This is a genomic window from Rhizobium sp. PRIMUS64 (assembly GCF_023006465.1).
In the GTDB taxonomy this organism is placed as follows: Bacteria; Pseudomonadota; Alphaproteobacteria; order Rhizobiales; family Rhizobiaceae; genus Rhizobium; species Rhizobium leguminosarum.
In genome coordinates, this window is sequence record NZ_JALBGX010000056.1 from 1 (window position 1) to 18,069 (window position 18,069).

The following is an 18,069-nucleotide window of genomic DNA, read 5'->3' on the forward strand; positions in this document are numbered from 1 at the left end:
GCTGGACGACAAACGCATCGCCGCCGGCATTCCGGCAGCCGATGCCCTGCACGAGGCTGGCGTTTCCCAGAAGGACGAGATGATCGAGGCGGAGAAGGCGGCACTCCTGCGGGCGCTGTCGCGCGCCGGCGGCAATGTTTCGCAGGCGGCGATCGCGCTCGGCATCAGCCGCGCCACGCTACACAGGAAGATGAATAAGCTCGATCTCCACTGATCGGAGCAAAGGTCCCGCTCCTGGAGCAATCGTAACCCGATGCTGTCGCAGGTCTGCGACACTGTGCACTGCGGTATGGAAGACCCGCCCTGTTCCTTCCGCCAAAACATGCTCATTTTCCTCTCACTGGTTCGCTTGGGAACCTGGATCATCAAGGGAGGATGACATGCTTCATCAGAAAATCGTCGAGTCGCCGTTCAAGCTGAAATACGGCAACTATATCGGCGGCGAGTGGCGCGAGCCGGTCGAAGGCAAATACTTCGAAAACCTCACGCCCGTCACCGGCGGCAAGCTCTGCGACATTCCCCGCTCCGATGAAAAGGACATCAATCTCGCGCTCGACGCCGCCCATGCGGCAAAGGAAAAATGGGGCCGCACCTCCGCTGCCGAGCGCTCCAATATCCTCATGAAGATTGCCCAGCGCATGGAAGACAAGCTGGAATTGCTCGCCCAGGCCGAGACCTGGGACAATGGCAAGCCGATCCGCGAAACCATGGCGGCCGACATTCCGCTGGCGATCGACCACTTCCGCTACTTCGCCTCCTGCATTCGCGCCCAGGAGGGTTCGATCGGCGAGATCGACCACGATACCGTCGCCTATCACTTCCATGAGCCACTCGGCGTCGTCGGTCAGATCATCCCGTGGAACTTCCCGATCCTGATGGCCACCTGGAAGCTGGCACCTGCACTTGCCGCCGGCAACTGCGTCGTGCTGAAGCCCGCCGAGCAGACACCGGCCTCGATCCTGCTCTGGGCCGAGATCGTCGGCGATCTGCTGCCGCCCGGCGTGCTCAACATCGTCAACGGCTTCGGCATAGAAGCCGGCAAGCCGCTGGCGACCAGCCCGCGCGTCGCCAAGATCGCCTTCACCGGCGAGACGACGACCGGCCGGCTGATCATGCAATATGCCAGCCAGAACCTCATTCCGGTGACATTGGAGCTCGGCGGCAAATCGCCGAACATCTTCTTCGCCGACGTGATGGCGGAAGACGACGACTTCCTCGACAAGGCGCTCGAAGGCTTTGCGATGTTTGCCCTCAACCAGGGCGAAGTCTGCACTTGCCCGAGCCGCGCCCTCGTCCAGGAATCGATCTACGACCGCTTCATGGAAAAGGCCGTCAAACGCGTTGAGGCGATCAAGCAGGGCAACCCGCTCGACACCGCGACGATGATCGGCGCCCAGGCTTCGACGGAGCAGCTGGAAAAGATCCTCGCCTATCTCGACATCGGCAAGCAGGAAGGCGCCGAGGTGCTGACCGGCGGCTCGCGCAACGATCTCGGCGGCGAGCTGGCGAACGGCTATTATGTCAAGCCGACGATCTTCAAGGGCCACAACAAGATGCGTGTGTTCCAGGAGGAGATCTTCGGACCGGTGGTCTCGGTTACGACCTTCAAGAACGAGAAGGAGGCGCTCGAAATCGCCAACGACACGCTCTACGGCCTCGGCGCCGGTGTCTGGAGCCGCGACGCCAATCGCTGCTACCGTTTCGGCCGCGAAATCCAGGCCGGCCGCGTCTGGACCAACTGCTACCACGCCTACCCGGCCCATGCCGCCTTCGGCGGCTACAAGCAGTCGGGCATCGGTCGTGAAACCCACAAGATGATGCTCGACCACTACCAGCAGACCAAGAACATGCTGGTGAGCTACAGCCCGAAAGCACTCGGCTTCTTCTGAGAGCAGCCGATGATGTTATGATGAAAAGCCTTCTCTCCGACACGGGGAGAAGGCCTTGTCTTTAGAGCGCCACGCATCCCGTAGGACGCCATAACGCTTTGAATTTGCGTATAATCTTTCCGAAAATCGATCCGATTTCGGGGTTATCCGCCTGAGGAGGCAGCCATGGAAACCACCATCAACGGCGAAGCGCGTGTTCTCGCAACCGACACAGCTCTCGATTTGATCGCAGAAATCAAGCGGGATCATCCCGATATCCTCTTCCACCAGTCCGGCGGCTGCTGCGACGGCTCCTCGCCGATGTGTTACCCGGCTAATGAATTCATGATCGGCGACAACGACGTCAAGCTCGGCGAGATCGGCGGCGTACCGGTCTATATCAGCGCCAGCCAGTTCGAGGCGTGGAAGCATACGCAGCTGATCATCGACGTCGTACCGGGCCGCGGCGGCATGTTCTCGCTCGATAACGGCCGGGAGAAGCGTTTCCTGACCCGCTCCCGCCTCTTCGGCGACGGCGAGGCTTGCGCATTGCCTGATGTGAAGGTCAGGGCGGTTTAATGCCGTCGCCTTATCGGGTACGAATTTAGCCTGTAGTATTCCCATAGTACCTGCACTCCGTCGCTGTTTGCTACTCTCCGCCAGTTGGTTTCAAAGGGAGGAAACGATGCCAGCCTCAAAGATCCTGATGATCACCGGTGATTTCACCGAAGATTACGAAACGATGGTGCCGTTCCAGACGCTGCTCGCCTGCGGCTACACGGTCGACGCCGTCTGCCCCGGCAAGAAGGCCGGCGACACCATCGCCACTGCCATCCACGATTTCGAAGGCGACCAGACCTATTCCGAAAAACGCGGCCATAATTTCGCTCTGAATGCCACCTTCGACAGCGTGCGTGCCGAAGATTACGATGCGCTCGTCATCCCCGGCGGCCGCGCACCCGAATATCTACGCCTCAATGCCGACGTCATCAAATCCGTGCGGCACTTCTTCGACGCCGGAAAACCCGTTGCCGCTATCTGCCACGGCGCACAGCTGCTTGCCGCCGCCGGGGTTTTGAAGGGCCGCACCTGCTCGGCCTATCCCGCCTGCCGGCCGGAAGTCGAACTTGCCGGCGGCATCTATGCCGACATCGCTATCAGCGATGCAGTCTCGGACGGCAATCTGGTCACGGCACCCGCCTGGCCCGCCCATCCCTCGTGGCTGCGTCAGTTCATGGCCGTGCTCGATGCCGCAGCACTGCTGGAAACCAACGCCGCCTAAGAAGGGCGGCACCGGGAGGACGACATGTGTGAATTGTTCATCAAGGCGGATGCGCGGCTGTGGGAAAGCGCCACCCGGTCGCTGCGCATCGACGGCATGGTCACCAGCGTCAGGCTGGAGAATTTCTTCTGGTCGAAGCTCGAGGAGATCGCCCACCGCGACGGCATGAACGTCGTCCAGCTGATCACCCGGCTGCATCATGAATCGATCGATGCCGGCCATGACCTTGGAAACTTCACATCCTTCCTGCGGGTCTGCTGCGCCCGCTATCTTGACCTGCAGCTCGCAGGTGACATCCCAGCCGACGTCACCCGCCCAATCTCCGGTCTCGACGCCCCTGGAATTCTCGGCCGAGAACGGGCGAAGTATCACTGAAAGCCGGTCCGACCGGACCATCGGACAATGACGGACGGAACTGCCCGCGGATAACTCCTCGGGCAGTTCCGCAAGATGTCTGACCTTGTCTTCCCCAGCGGGCTTGCACTGCCGGGCAGCCTGGATCAACAATGCGCGGTATCATCCAGCACCGGCACCGTCAGGAGATCGATTGCCATGAACGACCTGAAAGCCGTGATCGTCACCGGAGCCGGCGGCAACCTCGGCAGCGCCGTTGTCCGCGAGCTTGCCAACGCCGGCGCAAAACTCGTCTGCATGAACCGTTCGAGCAGTGAGCTGGAAGCCTTGGCCGGTGATCTTCCTGCCTCCACCGAGTTTCTGTCGATCGCCGGAACGGATCTCACCGATTATGCTTCCTGCGCCGCCGCCGTCGCCCGGGCCGTTAAGCGCTTCGGCGGTGTCAGCGCATTGGTCAATACCGTCGGCGGTTTCCAGATGGGGCCGGTCGGGCCGGAGGCCCCCGCGCAGTGGGAGACGATGATGACCGCAAACGCCCGCACTGCGCTGACGATCAGCGCCGCGGTTCTCCCGACCATGAAGGCTGCGGGCTACGGCCGCATCGTTCATATCGCCGCCGCGCCCGGCCTGAAGGCCGGCGCCAAGCAGGCCGCTTACGCCGCCTCGAAAGCCGCTGTCATCCGTCTGACCGAGGCGATCGCTGCCGAATGCCGCGACGACCGCATCACCGCCAACTGCATTCTGCCCGGGACAATCGACACGCCTGAGAATCGCGCGGCCATGCCCAATGCGAAGACGGATGGCTGGGTGTCGCCGCAATCGATCGCCCGCCTCATCGCCTTCCTGATTTCGCCGGCCGCAGCCGTCGTCACTGGCGCAGCAATCCCCGCGACCGGCCGCGAATAGTGGAAGACGCGGCGTGAGCCCGTCGTCGAAACGCGCTTCAACCGCCGCGCCGAGCTGTGGCCGGCCTCGCCTTGCCTTCCGTTTCGGCGGCAGTCCCTTTGTCTTGAGCAATGGGTGACGAGACTACAGAGACCTGCAAGTTTTAATCAGTGACACACGATCTGGCTTGAGGTTCGGTTCGCCTTAAGGCAGCCTCGTCTCCGCCCGCTCATGTGACGGGCACAAGACAGCGGGCGGACACAATGGTCGTGAGGATCGCATTGCGGCGGCATTTGCCAGAAGGCGGGTGGTTTCGATGACAGACGGTCCGGCATTGCGCGCTATCGGCGCAAACAGCCTGTTACGCGAGGAATGGTTCCTGGGCGTCAGCGTCGCAACGAGCTTGGCGTTTCTTGTTTTCCAGGAGCAGCTCTTCGGGCAGCTTTCCGATCCGCTTTGGTTCACTGTCGTTTTCGCGTGGCTGTTCGCTGCCGTCCTTGGCTCCGCTCTGTCAGTTGTCCGGCACGCGGATCATTTGGCTGAGCGGCTGAAGGAGCCCTACGGCACGCTCATTCTGACGCTTGCCATCACCTCGATCGAGGTGATGGCAATATCAGCCGTCATGCTTCACGGCGAGAACAATCCCACGCTTGCGCGCGACACCCTGTTCGCCGTCGTCATGATCATCCTGAACGGCATGGTCGGTCTGTCCTTGCTGCTGGGCGCATGGCGGCGACCGGAACAGCAACATAATCTGCAGGGCGCCAACGCCTATCTCGGGGTCATCGTACCGCTGGCGACCCTGAGCCTGGTGATGCCGACATTTCTTGCAGGCCCGGACGGACAGCATCCATCCGCACCGAGACAACTGATACTAGGTATAATATCGGTCGGCCTTTACGCTACGTTTCTGTTTCTTCAGGCCGGCCGCCATCGGGACTATTTCACTGACGACAGCAACCGTCACGAGCCCAACAGCGAGCGTGTCCCTCGCCACGGACCGGTCTGGCCTCATGCCATTCTGCTTTTCGCCTATATGGCTCCCGTCGTCTTTCTCGTCGAACAGCTTGCCCTGCCGATCGATTACATTATCGAAACCCTGCATGCTCCAACCGCATTTGGCGGTGTTGTCATGGCCATCCTGGTCGCTACGCCTGAGGCAATCAGCGCCGTGCGTGCGTCCATCGCCAATAATCTTCAGCGTTCCGTCAATATCTTCCTTGGTTCGGTGCTGTCGACGATCGGGCTGACGGTGCCGGCGATGCTTGTTGTCAGTCAGCTTTATGGACACCCCGTGACACTCGGCCTGGAGCATGGAGATCTGGTGATGCTCCTGCTCACTCTTGCCGTCAGCATCATCACCTTTGCCAGCGGCCGCACGCATCTCATGCAAGGCGCTGTCCATCTGGTGCTTTTCCTGGCTTACGTGCTGCTCATTTTCCAGCAATGAAACCGCCCGATGGCGACCGCGTGAGGGCAAGCAAGTAAAGATTCCCGCGCTTGGTCTGTCTTCCGCTATGATGACGGGAGCTATTGCACAGCTTGCAAGATGGCTGCACGACTTACGTGGCGATACGGAGACCGGACTTGGGCTCACTAGTGGTTGGCGGGCTTGTATTTCTATGTCTGTCGATGGCGACGTCGATAGGATTGATCGTGCGTGCCCGCTTGCCCGATCACCATCTCAATGCGGAATCCAAGGACGTCATCAGGCTGGCAACCGCAGTGGTGGGAACGCTGTCGGCCCTGGCGCTCGGCCTGCTGATCGCATCCGCCAAGTCGACCTACGACAACGCCGAGGTCGAGATGAGAACGGCGGCTGCACGGGTACTGCTGCTTGACCGCGTCATGGCGCAATACGGGCCGGAAACTGACAAGGCGCGGCAATTGCTACGTGAACTCATCGCGAAACGACTGAGCCGCGGCTGGACTGCCGAAACCACCGACGAGCCATCCGCCAAAGCGCTGGGAGAATATCAGGATATAGAGTCGGTTCAGGCCGACCTTCGATCCCTGGCGCCGAAGGATGCGGCGCAGCGCTCTCTCCAGGCGCGTGCTCTGGAGGTGAGCGGCATGGTAGCCGAAACCCACTGGCTGCTGGTCGAATCCGGTAAGGAGGGTTTGCCCTGGGCCTTCCTTACCGTTCTCGTCTGTTGGCTCGCGCTGCTTTTCGCGACCTTCGGGCTGCAGGCACCGGTCAATCCGACGGTGCTGTCAATTCTGCTTGTTTGCGCCCTGTCCGTTGCGGGCGCGATTTTCCTGATTTCGGATATGGCCAATCCCTATGTCGGGCTGGTCCATGTTTCGGATGCACCTTTGCAGTCTGCCATCGAACGCCTGGGGAAGCCCTAGAGCCACGTAATGGCGTCCGTCGAGAGTGAGCTTCGACACAGCTTAATTGTGCGCCAGCCGCTATTGCAATTTGCAGCAATGCCGCGACATAATATCGCATGCCCGGAACTTTTCGGAGAGGGGTCGTCTCCGCCGAGGCACGCATGAAGACTGGGGCTCGTAAACATCGGGGCGGCGGCAATGCGTGTGAGATTGTATCAGGGTCTGCACCTGTCCGTGGTGCTTGCCGGCATGGTAATTCTCGCTGGCTGTGAGGAAAGTGGCAACACCTACGTTCCCCCTCCGCCACCTCCGGTTCGCGTCGCTCAGCCGCTCCAGCAACCGGTAACGCTCTATTTCGAACTCACCGGCAATACCGCGCCGCTCAATGCTGTCGATATCGAGGCGCGCGTCCAGGGCTATATCCAATCGATCGACTACCAGGACGGCATGACGGTGATGAAGGGCACCAAGCTCTTCGGCATCGAGCGCGACACCTATCAGGCGCAACTGGATCAGGCGAAGGCGTCACTCGCCTCGCAACAGGCTTCCCAAGTCGGCGCCAAGCAGGAGTATGACCGCCAGCTCAATCTGTCGAAGCAACAGGTCACCACGCAGACCGCCGTCGACAGCGCCAAGGCAACGCTCGACGAGGCGAATGCGTCCATCCTCAATGCCCAGGCCAATCTCGATCTGGCGACGATCAATCTCGGATATACGGAGGTGCTTGCCCCGTTCGACGGCACCGTCACCGATCACCTCGTCGATATCGGCGCGCTTGTCGGCGTATCCGGTCCCACCAAACTCGCCAGCATCGTGCAGACGGATCCGCTTTATGCCTATTTCAACGTCAGCGAAACTCAGGTGCTGATGATCAAGGAAAGCCTGGCGAAGCAGGGTCATACCTTCAAGCAGACGGACCTTCCAAGCATTCCTGCGGAGATCGGCCTGCAGACGGAACAAGGTTATCCGCACAAGGGCCATCTCGACTACGTCTCGCCGCAGCTCGATGCCTCCACAGGCACGCTTCAAGTGCGCGCGCTGTTCGACAACAAGGACCGCGCCATGCTGCCCGGTCTCTTCGTGCGGGTTCGGGTGCCGGTCGGCCATAACGACAAGGCTCTGCTGGTGCGCGACGACGCCATCGGAACGAACCAGTTGGGCAGCTACCTGCTTGTCCTCGGCAAGGACGACGTCATCGAGCAGAAGCAGGTCAAGACCGGCCAGCGTGAAGGTGCGCTCCGCGTCATCGACTCCGGTCTCGATCCGGCCGACTGGGTCGTGACCCAAGGTATCCAGCAGGCCATCCCCGGCAGCAAGGTCACGCCCGAGAAAATAGAAATGAACCCGCCGGCAGCTGCCGCCGGCGATGCCAAAGCCAAGACCACCACGCAATGAATTCGCCACCATGGTTCATCTGAACGTCTAAGGACAACAGCATGATCTCGCGCTTCTTCATCGAGCGACCGATACTCGCCAACGTTCTGGCGTTGGTTTTCGTGCTCATCGGCGCGGTGGCCCTTTTCCAACTGCCTGTGGCGCAATATCCGAATGTCGTCCCGCCGACGGTACAGGTGACGACACGCTTTCCGGGCGCCAACGCCCAAACCCTCGTTGACACCGTCGCGCTGCCGATCGAGCAACAGGTCAACGGCGTGCAGGACATGCTCTACATGCAGTCGACGAGCGCCAGCGACGGCACTTATTCGCTGACCGTGACCTTTGCCATCGGAACGGATCCGGACCAGGCCCAGGTTCTGGTGCAAAACCGCGTTGCCATAGCGATGTCATCGCTTCCCGAAGCGGTGCAGCTTCAGGGCGTGACGACGCAAAAGAAATCGACGGCGATCCTCGGGTTCGTCACCCTGACCTCGCCCGATAGCCGCTATGACAGCCTGTTCCTGTCGAACTATGCCGTCATCAACCTGCAGAATGAACTTGCCCGCCTGCCGGGTGTCGGCAACGTTACCGTGTTCGGCGCCGGCCAGTATGCCATGCGAATCTGGATGGATCCGAACCTGCTGCAGGCGCGCGGCCTGACGCCGCAGGATGTCGTCAGCGTCGTGCAGCAGCAAAGCCAGGAGGTCGCCGCCGGCCAGATCGGCATTCCGCCGGTGCCGAAAGGGCAGGTCTTCCAATACACGCTGAACGTCAATGGCCGGCTGAACGAGGCGGCAGACTACGAAAACATCATCGTCAAGGTCGAGAGCGGACAGGGCGGCCGCGTTACCCGCATCCGCGATATCGGCCGCGTCGAACTCGGCGCCCAAACCTACAGCCAGTCCTTCATGCAGAACGGTCGACCGGCGGCCGGTATCGGCATTTTTCAGCTGCCGGAGGCGAATGCCATCGCGGTGGCCCAGGCGGTGAACACGAAAATGCAGGAGCTCTCGAAGAGCTTCCCGCAGGGCCTCGAATATCACGTGCCGTTCGACACGACGAAATTCGTCGAGGCCTCTATCAACGAGGTTTACGTCACCTTGATCGAGGCGGGTGTTCTCGTTCTCATCGTCATTCTCGTCTTCCTGCAGGATTGGCGGGCGATGCTCGTGCCGGCAACCACCGTTCCGGTTACCATCATCGGCGCCTTCGCGGCCATGGCGGCATTGGGCTTCACCGTCAACCTGTCGACGCTGTTTGCCATCGTTCTCGCCATCGGCATCGTCGTCGATGATGCCATCGTCATCGTCGAAGGGGTTGCCCGGCACATCGAGGCGGGCATGTCCGGCCGACAGGCGGCCGAGAAGGCGATGGAGGAACTGCTCGGCCCGGTCATCGGCATTACGCTGGTGCTGATGGCCGTTTTCATTCCGGCCGCCTTCCTGCCCGGCCTGACCGGGCAGCTCTATCGGCAGTTCGCCCTCGTCATCGCCGCCACGGCGCTGATCAGCGCGATCAATGCCGTCACCCTGAAACCGACGCAATGCGCGCTTTGGCTGCGCCCGCCTGTCCCACCAGAGAGACGCAACGTCTTCTATCGCGGCTTCAACAGGGTCTACGACAGGGGTGAACGCAGCTATGCCGGACTGATCGGATCGATGACCCGCCACAGCGGTATCATGGTCATAGCAGCATTTGCGCTGATCGGGGTCGCCGTCTGGGGGCTCGCCCGCCTACCGACTGCGTTTCTGCCCATCGAGGATCAAGGCTATGTGCTGATCAGCGCGCAGTTGCCCGACGGCGCCTCGAAAGAGCGCACCGACGCGGTGATGGAGGAGGTCGGCAAGATCGCCGAAGCCACACCCGGCGTCGATCAGGTGCTGACCATCAGCGGCATTTCCGTTCTCGATAACAATGCCAGCCTGCAGAATGCCGGCGTTGCCTATGTCGTGCTGAAAGATTGGGACGAGCGCGGCAAGCAGAAGGGGGAGGATCTGCGGTCCATCTACCAGCATCTGAATAGCGCGCTGCAAAGTGTGCTGGCCGCCAAGACGCTGGTGATCGTCCCGCCTCCGATCCAGGGCGTCGGCAATGCCAGCGGCTTTACCATGCAGGTCGAAATCAGGAACGGCATTTCCGACTACCCGCTGCTGCAATCGCTTGCCGATACGATCGTCAAGAACGGCAGTGCCCAATCGTCGCTGCAAAGGCTGAGCACGCCTTTTCGCTCGAACGTGCCGCAACTCGCCGTTTCCGTCGATCGCATCAAGGCGGAGACGCTGGGAATTACGGTGGGGCAGGTCTTCTCCGCTCTCTCCGGCTATGTCGGATCGAGCTATGTGACCCAGTTCAACAAATTTGGCCGCACCTTCCAGGTCTATGCGCAAGCCGCTTCCGATTTCCGGGTCAGCGCCGAAGACATCCGCAATCTGAAGGTCAAAGCCGGTGACGGGACGATGGTGCCACTCGGCACGGTCGTCGATGTCTCGACGACGCAAGGCCCCTCTCTGATCAGCCTCTACAATCTCTACCCCACAGCAACCATCGTTGGCGGGCCTGCCGCCGGCTTCAGTTCCGGCCAGTCGCTCGACGTCATGGAGCAGATTGCCGATCGCACACTGCCGCCGGGCACAGGTTTCGAGTGGACGGCGCTGTCCTATCAGGAGAAGGCCGTGGGAGGGCAGATCTATTTCATCTTCGCGCTCGCCATGCTCCTCGTCTATTTCGTGCTCGCGGGCCAGTATGAAAGCTGGATCTTGCCTTTCGCCGTCATTCTCGCCGTGCCGCTCGCCCTCCTCGGCACGGTGGCAGCACTCACGGCAGCCGGCGTTGCCAACAATCTCTATACGCAGATCGGCCTTATTCTGCTGATCGCGCTTGCATCGAAGAATGCCATCCTGATCGTCGAATATGCGCGGGAAAAGCGGGCGGAAGGCATGGAAATCCTGGACGCGGCCGTCGAGGCCGCCCGCCTGCGCTTCCGGCCAATTCTGATGACCTCCTTCGCCTTTATCCTCGGCGTCCTGCCGCTGGTGCTGGCGACCGGCGCCGGCGCATCGGCCCGCAAGTCAATCGGCATATCGGTCTTCAGCGGCATGATCGCCTCGACCTGCCTGGCTGTGCTCTTCGTACCGTCCTTTTACGTCGTGTTGCAGCGCCTCGAGGAATATTGGAAAGGCCGCGCAAAGGCCGCAGGCGTCGCAGAGGCAGAGATGCCGAAGGTTCAGTAAGGCTGTTGCAACAACCTGTTGCGCGATCACCTGCGGTTTCGCGCCGGGGCAGGTTGTTGGCGGCACTTCACAGTGCGAGTTTCGAACAAGCGCTATAATCCCGAGGTCAGTACCCTGTGGCAGGCAGGCGACACACGTTGCAGATTGTCCCGCAGGCAAGCGATACCCCGCCCTCCACCCAAAGGCACCATGCGGCATAGGGCCTGGAAATCCGATCCGCAGGTTTCGCGCAGGATCATCAGTTCCTCGCGTGGCGAGAAGGCCGGCATCATGGCCCGAGGAGCAGGCGTGGTCGCAACCGTCGCAGCAGCACCGCCGGTGGCTGGGCTTGATCCGGCTGATCCTCCCCCAGTTGATCCTCCTAAAGCCGCAACGGCTTGTTGGCACGGCGCCGATAGAGCGGCATTGTGCTGTTGCAAGCAGCTGAGTGCCTCCGTGCCGCCCGGTGTGACGCCCGAGCATTGCGTCATGAAATCGCGTTGGCAGGCCGATTTGACGGCGTTGCGCTGCGCCTGCGTCGGCTGATGTGCCGGTGCGCCCGTCGCCGGCGCTGGGGTGGTCGACCCAGTGGTCGCGGGCGCAGCCGGAGCCGGCTCCGCGGATGTCGACTTGGGTTTGCTCACCGCCGACACCGCCTTCCGGCAGCCAGCCGACAGTGTGGCATTATGCTGTTGTAGACAAGTGAGCGCCTCGATGCCGCCCGGCGTCACCCCTAAACATTGCGCTATGAAATCGGATCGGCATTCCGCCCTGATCGCATTGCGCTGCTCTTCAGTCGGCGCCTGTGCGGACGCGACTCCAGCTGAGAACGCCGCTACACAGAGCGCTGGCAATCCCAAGACAGCAAACCAAAGACGACGCCTTCCATGCGGAGCCGTCAGTAAAGAAGATGCCCATTGCCGCATTTATTCCTCCCCCTATAAATCCATGATCTACTTCATGAAATCGAACGCCCTGCTGAATAGGATAATAAACGCCCGCCATTCGGTGGGACGTTGCTTGCCGTTGCGAAAATATTAAAACGCCGGCTCCACGTATATTAGAATATTGCTATTTTAGCAACGATCGTGCGCCTGAAAACTGATCAAGGGAAACGTATCACTCATCAGCCTTCAAATCGGAAACCATGCATCTCAAAGCAAGTTAACAGGCTCTGCGAATACGTGCTGCCGTCATGCCGCAGCCTCGTATCCTCTTGAAGCCGGGCTCTCGCGGCCTTCAAGCCGAAAGCGTGCAATCATGTCGGTAAGTGCAAGCGCCTCGGACGATAGCTGTTGGGTGGCAGCATTCGTCTCTTCCACCATCGCCGCATTTTGCTGCGTCATACGATCAATATCGTTGACCGACGCGTTGATCGAATGAAGTGTCGTTGCCTGTTCGCGGCTTGACGACGCGATGAGTTCAATATGGCCGACGATGTGGACGATCTCGCTGGAAATCTCCGTCAGCGCATCGCCCGTGCGGCCGACGAATTCGGAGCCGGACGCAACCTCTCGAACGGAATTATTGATGAGCTCGCCGATTTCCTTGGCTGCGCGAGCCGATCGCTGCGCCAGCTCCCGCACCTCCTGCGCCACGACAGCAAAGCCCTTGCCGGCCTCACCGGCTCTCGCCGCTTCGACTCCCGCATTTAGGGCCAAGAGATTGGTCTGGAAGGCGATGGAGTCGATGGCGCTGACAATCTGAACGATCTTGCCCGACGCGTCCTCAATCCGTCCCATGGCCGAAACCGCGTCTTGGACCACTGAAGCCGAGGCGTCGGCGCCCTGTTTGGCGCGTTGGACAAGCGCAAGCGCTGCTGCTGCCCGTCCTGAAGAGGTGTTGACGGCGGAAGAAATCTCCTCCACTGCCGCTGCGGTTTCTTCAAGTGCAGCCGCCTGCTTCTCCGTTCGACTGGCCAGGTCATCAACGGCTTCCGCCATCTGTCGGCCATTGTCGCTAATGAGGGAAGACGTCCCGCGGATATCGCTGAGCGTTTCCCTGAGCCCCGCCACCGACATGTTGAAATCGATACGGATCCGGTCGAGTTCGGCGGCAAAGGGCGTATCGATCGAAAAATTCAACTCCCCGCGCGACAGCCGTGTGAGTCCCTCTGCAAGCGCCTCGATTGCGGCGTCAACCTGGGCCTTGGCGCGACGTCGCTCGAGTTCGTTGTGGGCGCGCTCAGATTCCGCATCACTACGCGCGATCTGGGCCTGCTGTTCCATTTCGACATTCGACAGCGCATTTTGTTTGAAGACGGAAAGCGCACGGGCCATTTCCCCGATTTCGTCGCCCCGCGCCTCGCCGGTGATTGTGGTATCGAGCCTTCCCTCTGCGATCTTGCGCATCGCTGCGGTAATCTGGGTGATCGGTCCCTTCAGGGTGACGACCAGCGCGGCACCTGCGGTCATAGCAATCAGGATGCCAATGACAATCGCGCCGCCGGATATCCTATTGGCCTGTTGACGATCCTGCCCAGCATTTTGCCTCTGCGTCTCGGCGAATTGAGCAAGCAGGTTCCAGGTGTTGTCGATCTGCCCCGCAGCGCTGTCGAACTCAGCCAGCTTGCGCACCGCACCTTCGGAGAGCGCTGCCGCGTTCGCCGCAAGCAGATCGAGGACGGGTTGAGCCTTCTTCGGAATTTCGGCAAAGACCGGATCGTCGTTCACCACGCCGGCGAGACGGCCGAGCTCGGTCTGATACATGTAGATCGACTGCTGGACTTTCTTCACTCGCGCGTCGTCTGGATTGCCGGCGAGTTCGGCGAAGCCGACGCGGATCTCGTTGTTGCTGTTAACGATGGCGCGCAGTTCGTTGCCGACATTCGTCGCCTGAGAGATATCCTTGTCCGACGCGGCAAGCGCAAGCACGGAGGTCCGCATCAGATCGTCGCCAATCGTCTTGAGACTGTCGCCAGTTGCAGCAAGATTGGCGACGGCGGTATCCGTTGCTGGGACATCCAAAATGTCAGGCGACACCTTCGAAGCGTTGGCGATGGCATCCACAGCAGCGGCATACTGCGCGGCGAGGGCTTCGGTCGCTACAGCAGGCGAAAGCTGCTCCTTTGCCTTTTTCAAATCGGGCGCATATTTGGCTAGCAGGCTAACTTTGTCAGCCGGCGTCGTCGCGTTCGTATAGTCATTGCGAAGTTTTGTCGCGACACTGGCGGCGGCGCTGATGGAGACGGAATTGCTCAGGCCGCTCTTGTTGGCATTTTCCATCTTTTTCGCACTGGCCATCAGCATGAACGAGCGCTTGCCAACCTGCCCTTGCAGGTCAAGTAGTGCAGCGGAAGCAGCGTCCACATCACTGAGAATTTTCTGCTGTCCCGTTTCGATTTGCCAGATCGCTTCGATCTTTTGCGGGATGATTTGCGACTGATCAAGCGCCCGGTCAAGAAGCCCCACATCGGTCGTCGGCCTTAGCCTCTCGATCGTCTGCTTCAGGTTTGCCAGTTGCTCTCGGGCGTCCGCAAGCGCGGTATCACGAGCTTCCTGCGACGGTTTCATCAGAAAGCCGGTCATGCTGGAAGAAACATGTTTGAACCCGTTCAGGGACTGCAAGACATGGTTGGAGATCTCCATCCGTCCCTCGAGGAGGCTGGACGCGTAGTACCCCGTCAGTCCCACTGCGCAGAGACTAATGACGAATGGTGCCAAAAGTACGAGCACCTTCGTCTGAATGCGAACCCGCGACATCAAGCCATTTACCACGAATGCACCCCCACCACCGATTGCAGCTAAGCTGTCATTCTTTGCTTAAGAACCGATAAATGGGTTGATCCGAGGACCATGCACGCTTCGCCTCTCGGGGAGAAGGGCGTGGTTCAGACACTCGAACAAGCATGTAAGCAGATCGGGTATTCATCATAAGCGGCCCCTGCTGAGGAACTTCTGGAAACGCAAAAAGCCCTCCTTGTCGTCTGCGCTGAACAGGCAATGCACCCGCTCTACGAGGACGTAGTTGGTATCGATTATCTCTTATCAAGAGCCAAGGGGCTTATTCGCCCATCTATGGCTGGCTGCACGCTCCGCGTATGTCTGTTGATGCGCGACCTCGCCGTGGAGGCGATCCTCATTGCCGATTCATCGCCGACGACGTCACATGAAGTGTGAGCAGGCCGCCGGTTGAGGGAGTATATTGGTCAGATTATCCCGCAGATCTTCACTTTACGGCCTTCTCATAGACGTTCGGTTTTGGCGCTGCCCAACGACTAAGAGGCCATTCCTACTCGTAACTCGAGCTCGCCAAAAGGGATGCCATGGACACGCGACAAATTCCCTTCAAGGTGACCGCCGTTCGCTTCGTACGAGCGGTCAGGGTCTTCATGACATCGGAGGTCGGCAGCAAAGCTGGCTTGATGTTTGCCGGGCTCGTGGCGCTCTTGTTCGCGCTCAGCAGCCTGAACGTCGTCAACAGTTACGTCGGCCGTAACTTCATGACCGCGATCGCCAATCGCGAAACGCCCGAATTCATCCGGCAGGCAATATTCTATATCGGGGTCTTTGCGGCATTCACCATCGTCGCGGTCGTCTCCCGGTTCATTGAGGAACGCCTTGCGCTGCTCTGGCGGGAATTCCTCACCCGGCGGGCCATCAATCTCTATCTCGCCGACAGGGCTTATTATCAGCTGGATGTGTCGGGACAGCTTAGCCACCCCGACCAGCGGATCACTGAGGACATGCGTGTATTCACGGTCACTACGCTGTCCTTCGTCCTGATGGTACTCAACAGCAGCCTCACAATCATAGCCTTTTCCGGTGTGCTGTGGTCGATAAGTCCCCTGCTGTTTGTGGTGGCCGTTCTGTATGCCGCTTGCGGGTCGTACCTGACGATCGCGCTTGGGCGACCGCTCATCAAACTGAACTACGATCAGCTCGACAAGGAGGCCAGCTTCCGCTCCGGCCTAATTCAAGTTCGAGAAAACGCCGAATCCATTGTGCTGGCGCATTGCGAAGAACAGCAGAGCTTTCGTCTACTGCAGCGACTCGAGGATGCGGTCACCAATTTTCGCAAAGTCACCGCGATCAATCGCAACGTGGGATTCTTCACCACGGGTTACAACTGGCTGATCCAAATCATTCCCGCCTTAATCATTGCTCCTGCCTACATGAGAGGGGACATCGACTTCGGCGTGATCACCCAGTCCGGCGCAGCTTTCGCAATGCTGGTGGGAGCTTTTTCGCTGATCATAACCCAGTTCCAGTCCATCTCGACGTTCGCTGCGGTCGTGGCGCGGCTTAGCTCGCTGATGGAGGCTATAGAACAGGTACGAGCACCCGCAGGATCAGGTATCGCGATTGTCGAAGAAAAAGGGCGTCTGGCCTATGAGACGTTGACTCTGCTGTCATCGGCGAGCGAAGTTCCTGTCGTCAAAGACTTGTCGGTTTCGATCCCCATCGGGATGCGTGTCTTGATCACGGGGCCGGCCCAAGCTGCACGCGTCGCGCTGTTTAGAGCGACAGCCGGCATTTCCTTCAAGGGCTCCGGGCGCATCATTCGCCCAGGTCCCGACGATATACTCTTTCTCCCTCAGCGGCCTTATCTGCCGACAAGCACGCTGCACCAGATTCTCGTACGCAACGTACGCTCGAGCAAAATCCCGGACGACCGCATCATCCAGCTCCTGCACGAGCTCAATCTCGAACGGGTGTTAGCACAAGCGGGCGGGCTAGATGCCGAGAAGGATTGGGAAAAGTTGCTTTCGCTGCAGGAGCAGCAACTCCTCGCGCTCGTCAATATTCTTCTCGCGGCCCCGCAGTTCGTCTTCCTGGATCGAATCGACACGACGCTCGGTCTCGAACAATTTCCCAGGATCCTGCAGATACTTTCTGAAAATTCGATCACCTGCATCAACAACGCGGAAACTGACGTCCTACGCGATTGCCACGATGCGGTGTTGGAATGCGGTGAGGATGGCAGCTGGACATGGACGGTGAACCGCGCCTGAGACAGGGCGCGGCAACGCCGTTAATTTGGTTGTCGTACACCCGCAACAGGTTTAATTTAGCAAATCCTCGTTGCCCTCTTTGGGGGAAGGTCGTGCGGAGATGCTAGTCAAAGATGTGATGACCACGAAGCTTGTCGGTGTATCACCGGATAACAGCGTTCGGCGAGCCGCCGAAATCATGCTCGCAAATCAGGTTAGTGGCGTCCCGGTCATCGACGATGCGGGTCGCCTGATCGGGATCCTCAGTGAAGGTGATCTGCTGCGGAGAACGGAGTTAGGAGGGGCAGCCGCCGCCGAACTCGGAACGTTTGCCCTTACCGCCGAAGAGAAAGCCACGGCGTACGTCAAGAGCAACGCGTGGAAAGTCGCCGACGTCATGAGCCGCGACCCGGTCGTCGTAGGCGAGGACACGTCTCTGGGCCAGGTCTCAGCCTTGATGCAGAAACACCGGATAAAACGTATTCCCGTGATGAGAGATGGCGTGCCGATTGGCATCATCAGTCGTGCAGATCTGCTGAAGGCGATCGTTGCTGCCGATCGTGATGAAACCGCACCAGGTGACGAGGCCATCCGTCGCAGCATTGCGATACGCCTCAGCGAAAATTCAAGTCTTCTAGGAAAAGACATGGCCGTAACGGTTACTGACGGCGTGGCCCACCTGTGGGGAAGCATCGACACGGAGGAATGCAAGAGGGCAGCGCGCGTCGCTGCCGAAAGTGTCAGGGGCGTGACGCGAGTGGTTGAACACTTCTCCGGCGATCGTCCGTGAGAGTCAGCAAGCTCTTTGCCATCGGCTTCGGATTAAAC

14 protein-coding genes are annotated in these 18,069 nt (G+C 59.9%); 12 read left to right on the forward strand and 2 right to left on the reverse strand.

The annotated features are described in order from the left end of the window. The 10 genes from MOV76_RS21320 to MOV76_RS21365 all read left to right on the forward strand — a co-directional run. A partial coding sequence (locus tag MOV76_RS21320) for a helix-turn-helix domain-containing protein (protein ID WP_309506345.1) occupies positions 1–214 on the forward strand: 214 nt, incomplete at its 5' end. A gap of 166 nt (positions 215–380) precedes the next feature. After that, positions 381–1,889 carry an aldehyde dehydrogenase gene (gene adh, locus MOV76_RS21325; protein WP_247265226.1) on the forward strand — a complete coding sequence of 503 codons (1,509 nt, stop codon included), beginning with the start codon at positions 381–383 and terminating at the stop codon, positions 1,887–1,889. Positions 1,890–2,054: 165 nt separating this feature from the next. Then, positions 2,055–2,447 (forward strand): DUF779 domain-containing protein, encoded by a 393-nt coding sequence (locus MOV76_RS21330; protein WP_222286269.1) that lies wholly within the window; start codon positions 2,055–2,057, stop codon positions 2,445–2,447. A 106-nt stretch (positions 2,448–2,553) separates the two neighbouring features. Further along, a complete protein-coding gene (locus tag MOV76_RS21335) occupies positions 2,554–3,150 on the forward strand; it encodes a DJ-1/PfpI family protein (protein WP_112905321.1) in 597 nt (198 codons plus the stop codon). Between the two features lie 24 nt (positions 3,151–3,174). Next, a complete protein-coding gene (locus MOV76_RS21340; protein ID WP_222286271.1) occupies positions 3,175–3,525 on the forward strand; it encodes a ribbon-helix-helix domain-containing protein in 351 nt (116 codons plus the stop codon). A 177-nt stretch (positions 3,526–3,702) separates the two neighbouring features. Next, a complete protein-coding gene (locus MOV76_RS21345) occupies positions 3,703–4,410 on the forward strand; it encodes an SDR family NAD(P)-dependent oxidoreductase (RefSeq protein WP_247265227.1) in 708 nt (235 codons plus the stop codon). Between the two features lie 295 nt (positions 4,411–4,705). Beyond that, on the forward strand, positions 4,706–5,839 hold the full coding sequence (locus MOV76_RS21350; RefSeq protein WP_247265228.1) for a calcium:proton antiporter: 1,134 nt from the start codon (positions 4,706–4,708) through the stop codon (positions 5,837–5,839). 137 nt (positions 5,840–5,976) lie between these two features. Then, positions 5,977–6,741 carry a DUF4239 domain-containing protein gene (locus MOV76_RS21355; RefSeq protein ID WP_247265229.1) on the forward strand — a complete coding sequence of 255 codons (765 nt, stop codon included), beginning with the start codon at positions 5,977–5,979 and terminating at the stop codon, positions 6,739–6,741. Positions 6,742–6,921: 180 nt separating this feature from the next. Next, complete coding sequence (locus MOV76_RS21360) at positions 6,922–8,118, forward strand: efflux RND transporter periplasmic adaptor subunit (protein ID WP_166480744.1); 1,197 nt, start codon at positions 6,922–6,924, stop codon at positions 8,116–8,118. Positions 8,119–8,159: 41 nt separating this feature from the next. Further along, positions 8,160–11,330, forward strand: a complete 3,171-nt coding sequence (locus tag MOV76_RS21365; protein WP_247265230.1) for an efflux RND transporter permease subunit — start codon at positions 8,160–8,162, stop codon at positions 11,328–11,330. Positions 11,331–11,422: 92 nt separating this feature from the next. On the opposite strand, the gene MOV76_RS21370 is transcribed toward MOV76_RS21365, so the two are convergent. Both MOV76_RS21370 and MOV76_RS21375 read right to left on the reverse strand, forming a co-directional pair. Further along, positions 11,423–12,235 carry a hypothetical protein gene (locus tag MOV76_RS21370; protein WP_247265231.1) on the reverse strand — a complete coding sequence of 271 codons (813 nt, stop codon included), beginning with the start codon at positions 12,233–12,235 and terminating at the stop codon, positions 11,423–11,425. A gap of 267 nt (positions 12,236–12,502) precedes the next feature. Then, a complete protein-coding gene (locus tag MOV76_RS21375; protein WP_247265232.1) occupies positions 12,503–15,025 on the reverse strand; it encodes a HAMP domain-containing methyl-accepting chemotaxis protein in 2,523 nt (840 codons plus the stop codon). Positions 15,026–15,573: 548 nt separating this feature from the next. On the opposite strand from MOV76_RS21375, the gene MOV76_RS21380 reads away from it, so the two are divergent. Together MOV76_RS21380 and MOV76_RS21385 are read left to right on the forward strand one after the other, a co-directional pair. Then, positions 15,574–17,262, forward strand: coding sequence for an ABC transporter ATP-binding protein/permease (locus MOV76_RS21380; protein WP_131604920.1), 1,689 nt, complete (start codon positions 15,574–15,576; stop codon positions 17,260–17,262). 100 nt (positions 17,263–17,362) lie between these two features. After that, the gene (locus MOV76_RS21385; protein ID WP_018446430.1) at positions 17,363–18,031 is read left to right on the forward strand and encodes a CBS domain-containing protein; all 669 of its coding nucleotides are present in this window, start codon (positions 17,363–17,365) and stop codon (positions 18,029–18,031) included. The last annotated feature ends 38 nt before the right edge of the window (positions 18,032–18,069 follow it).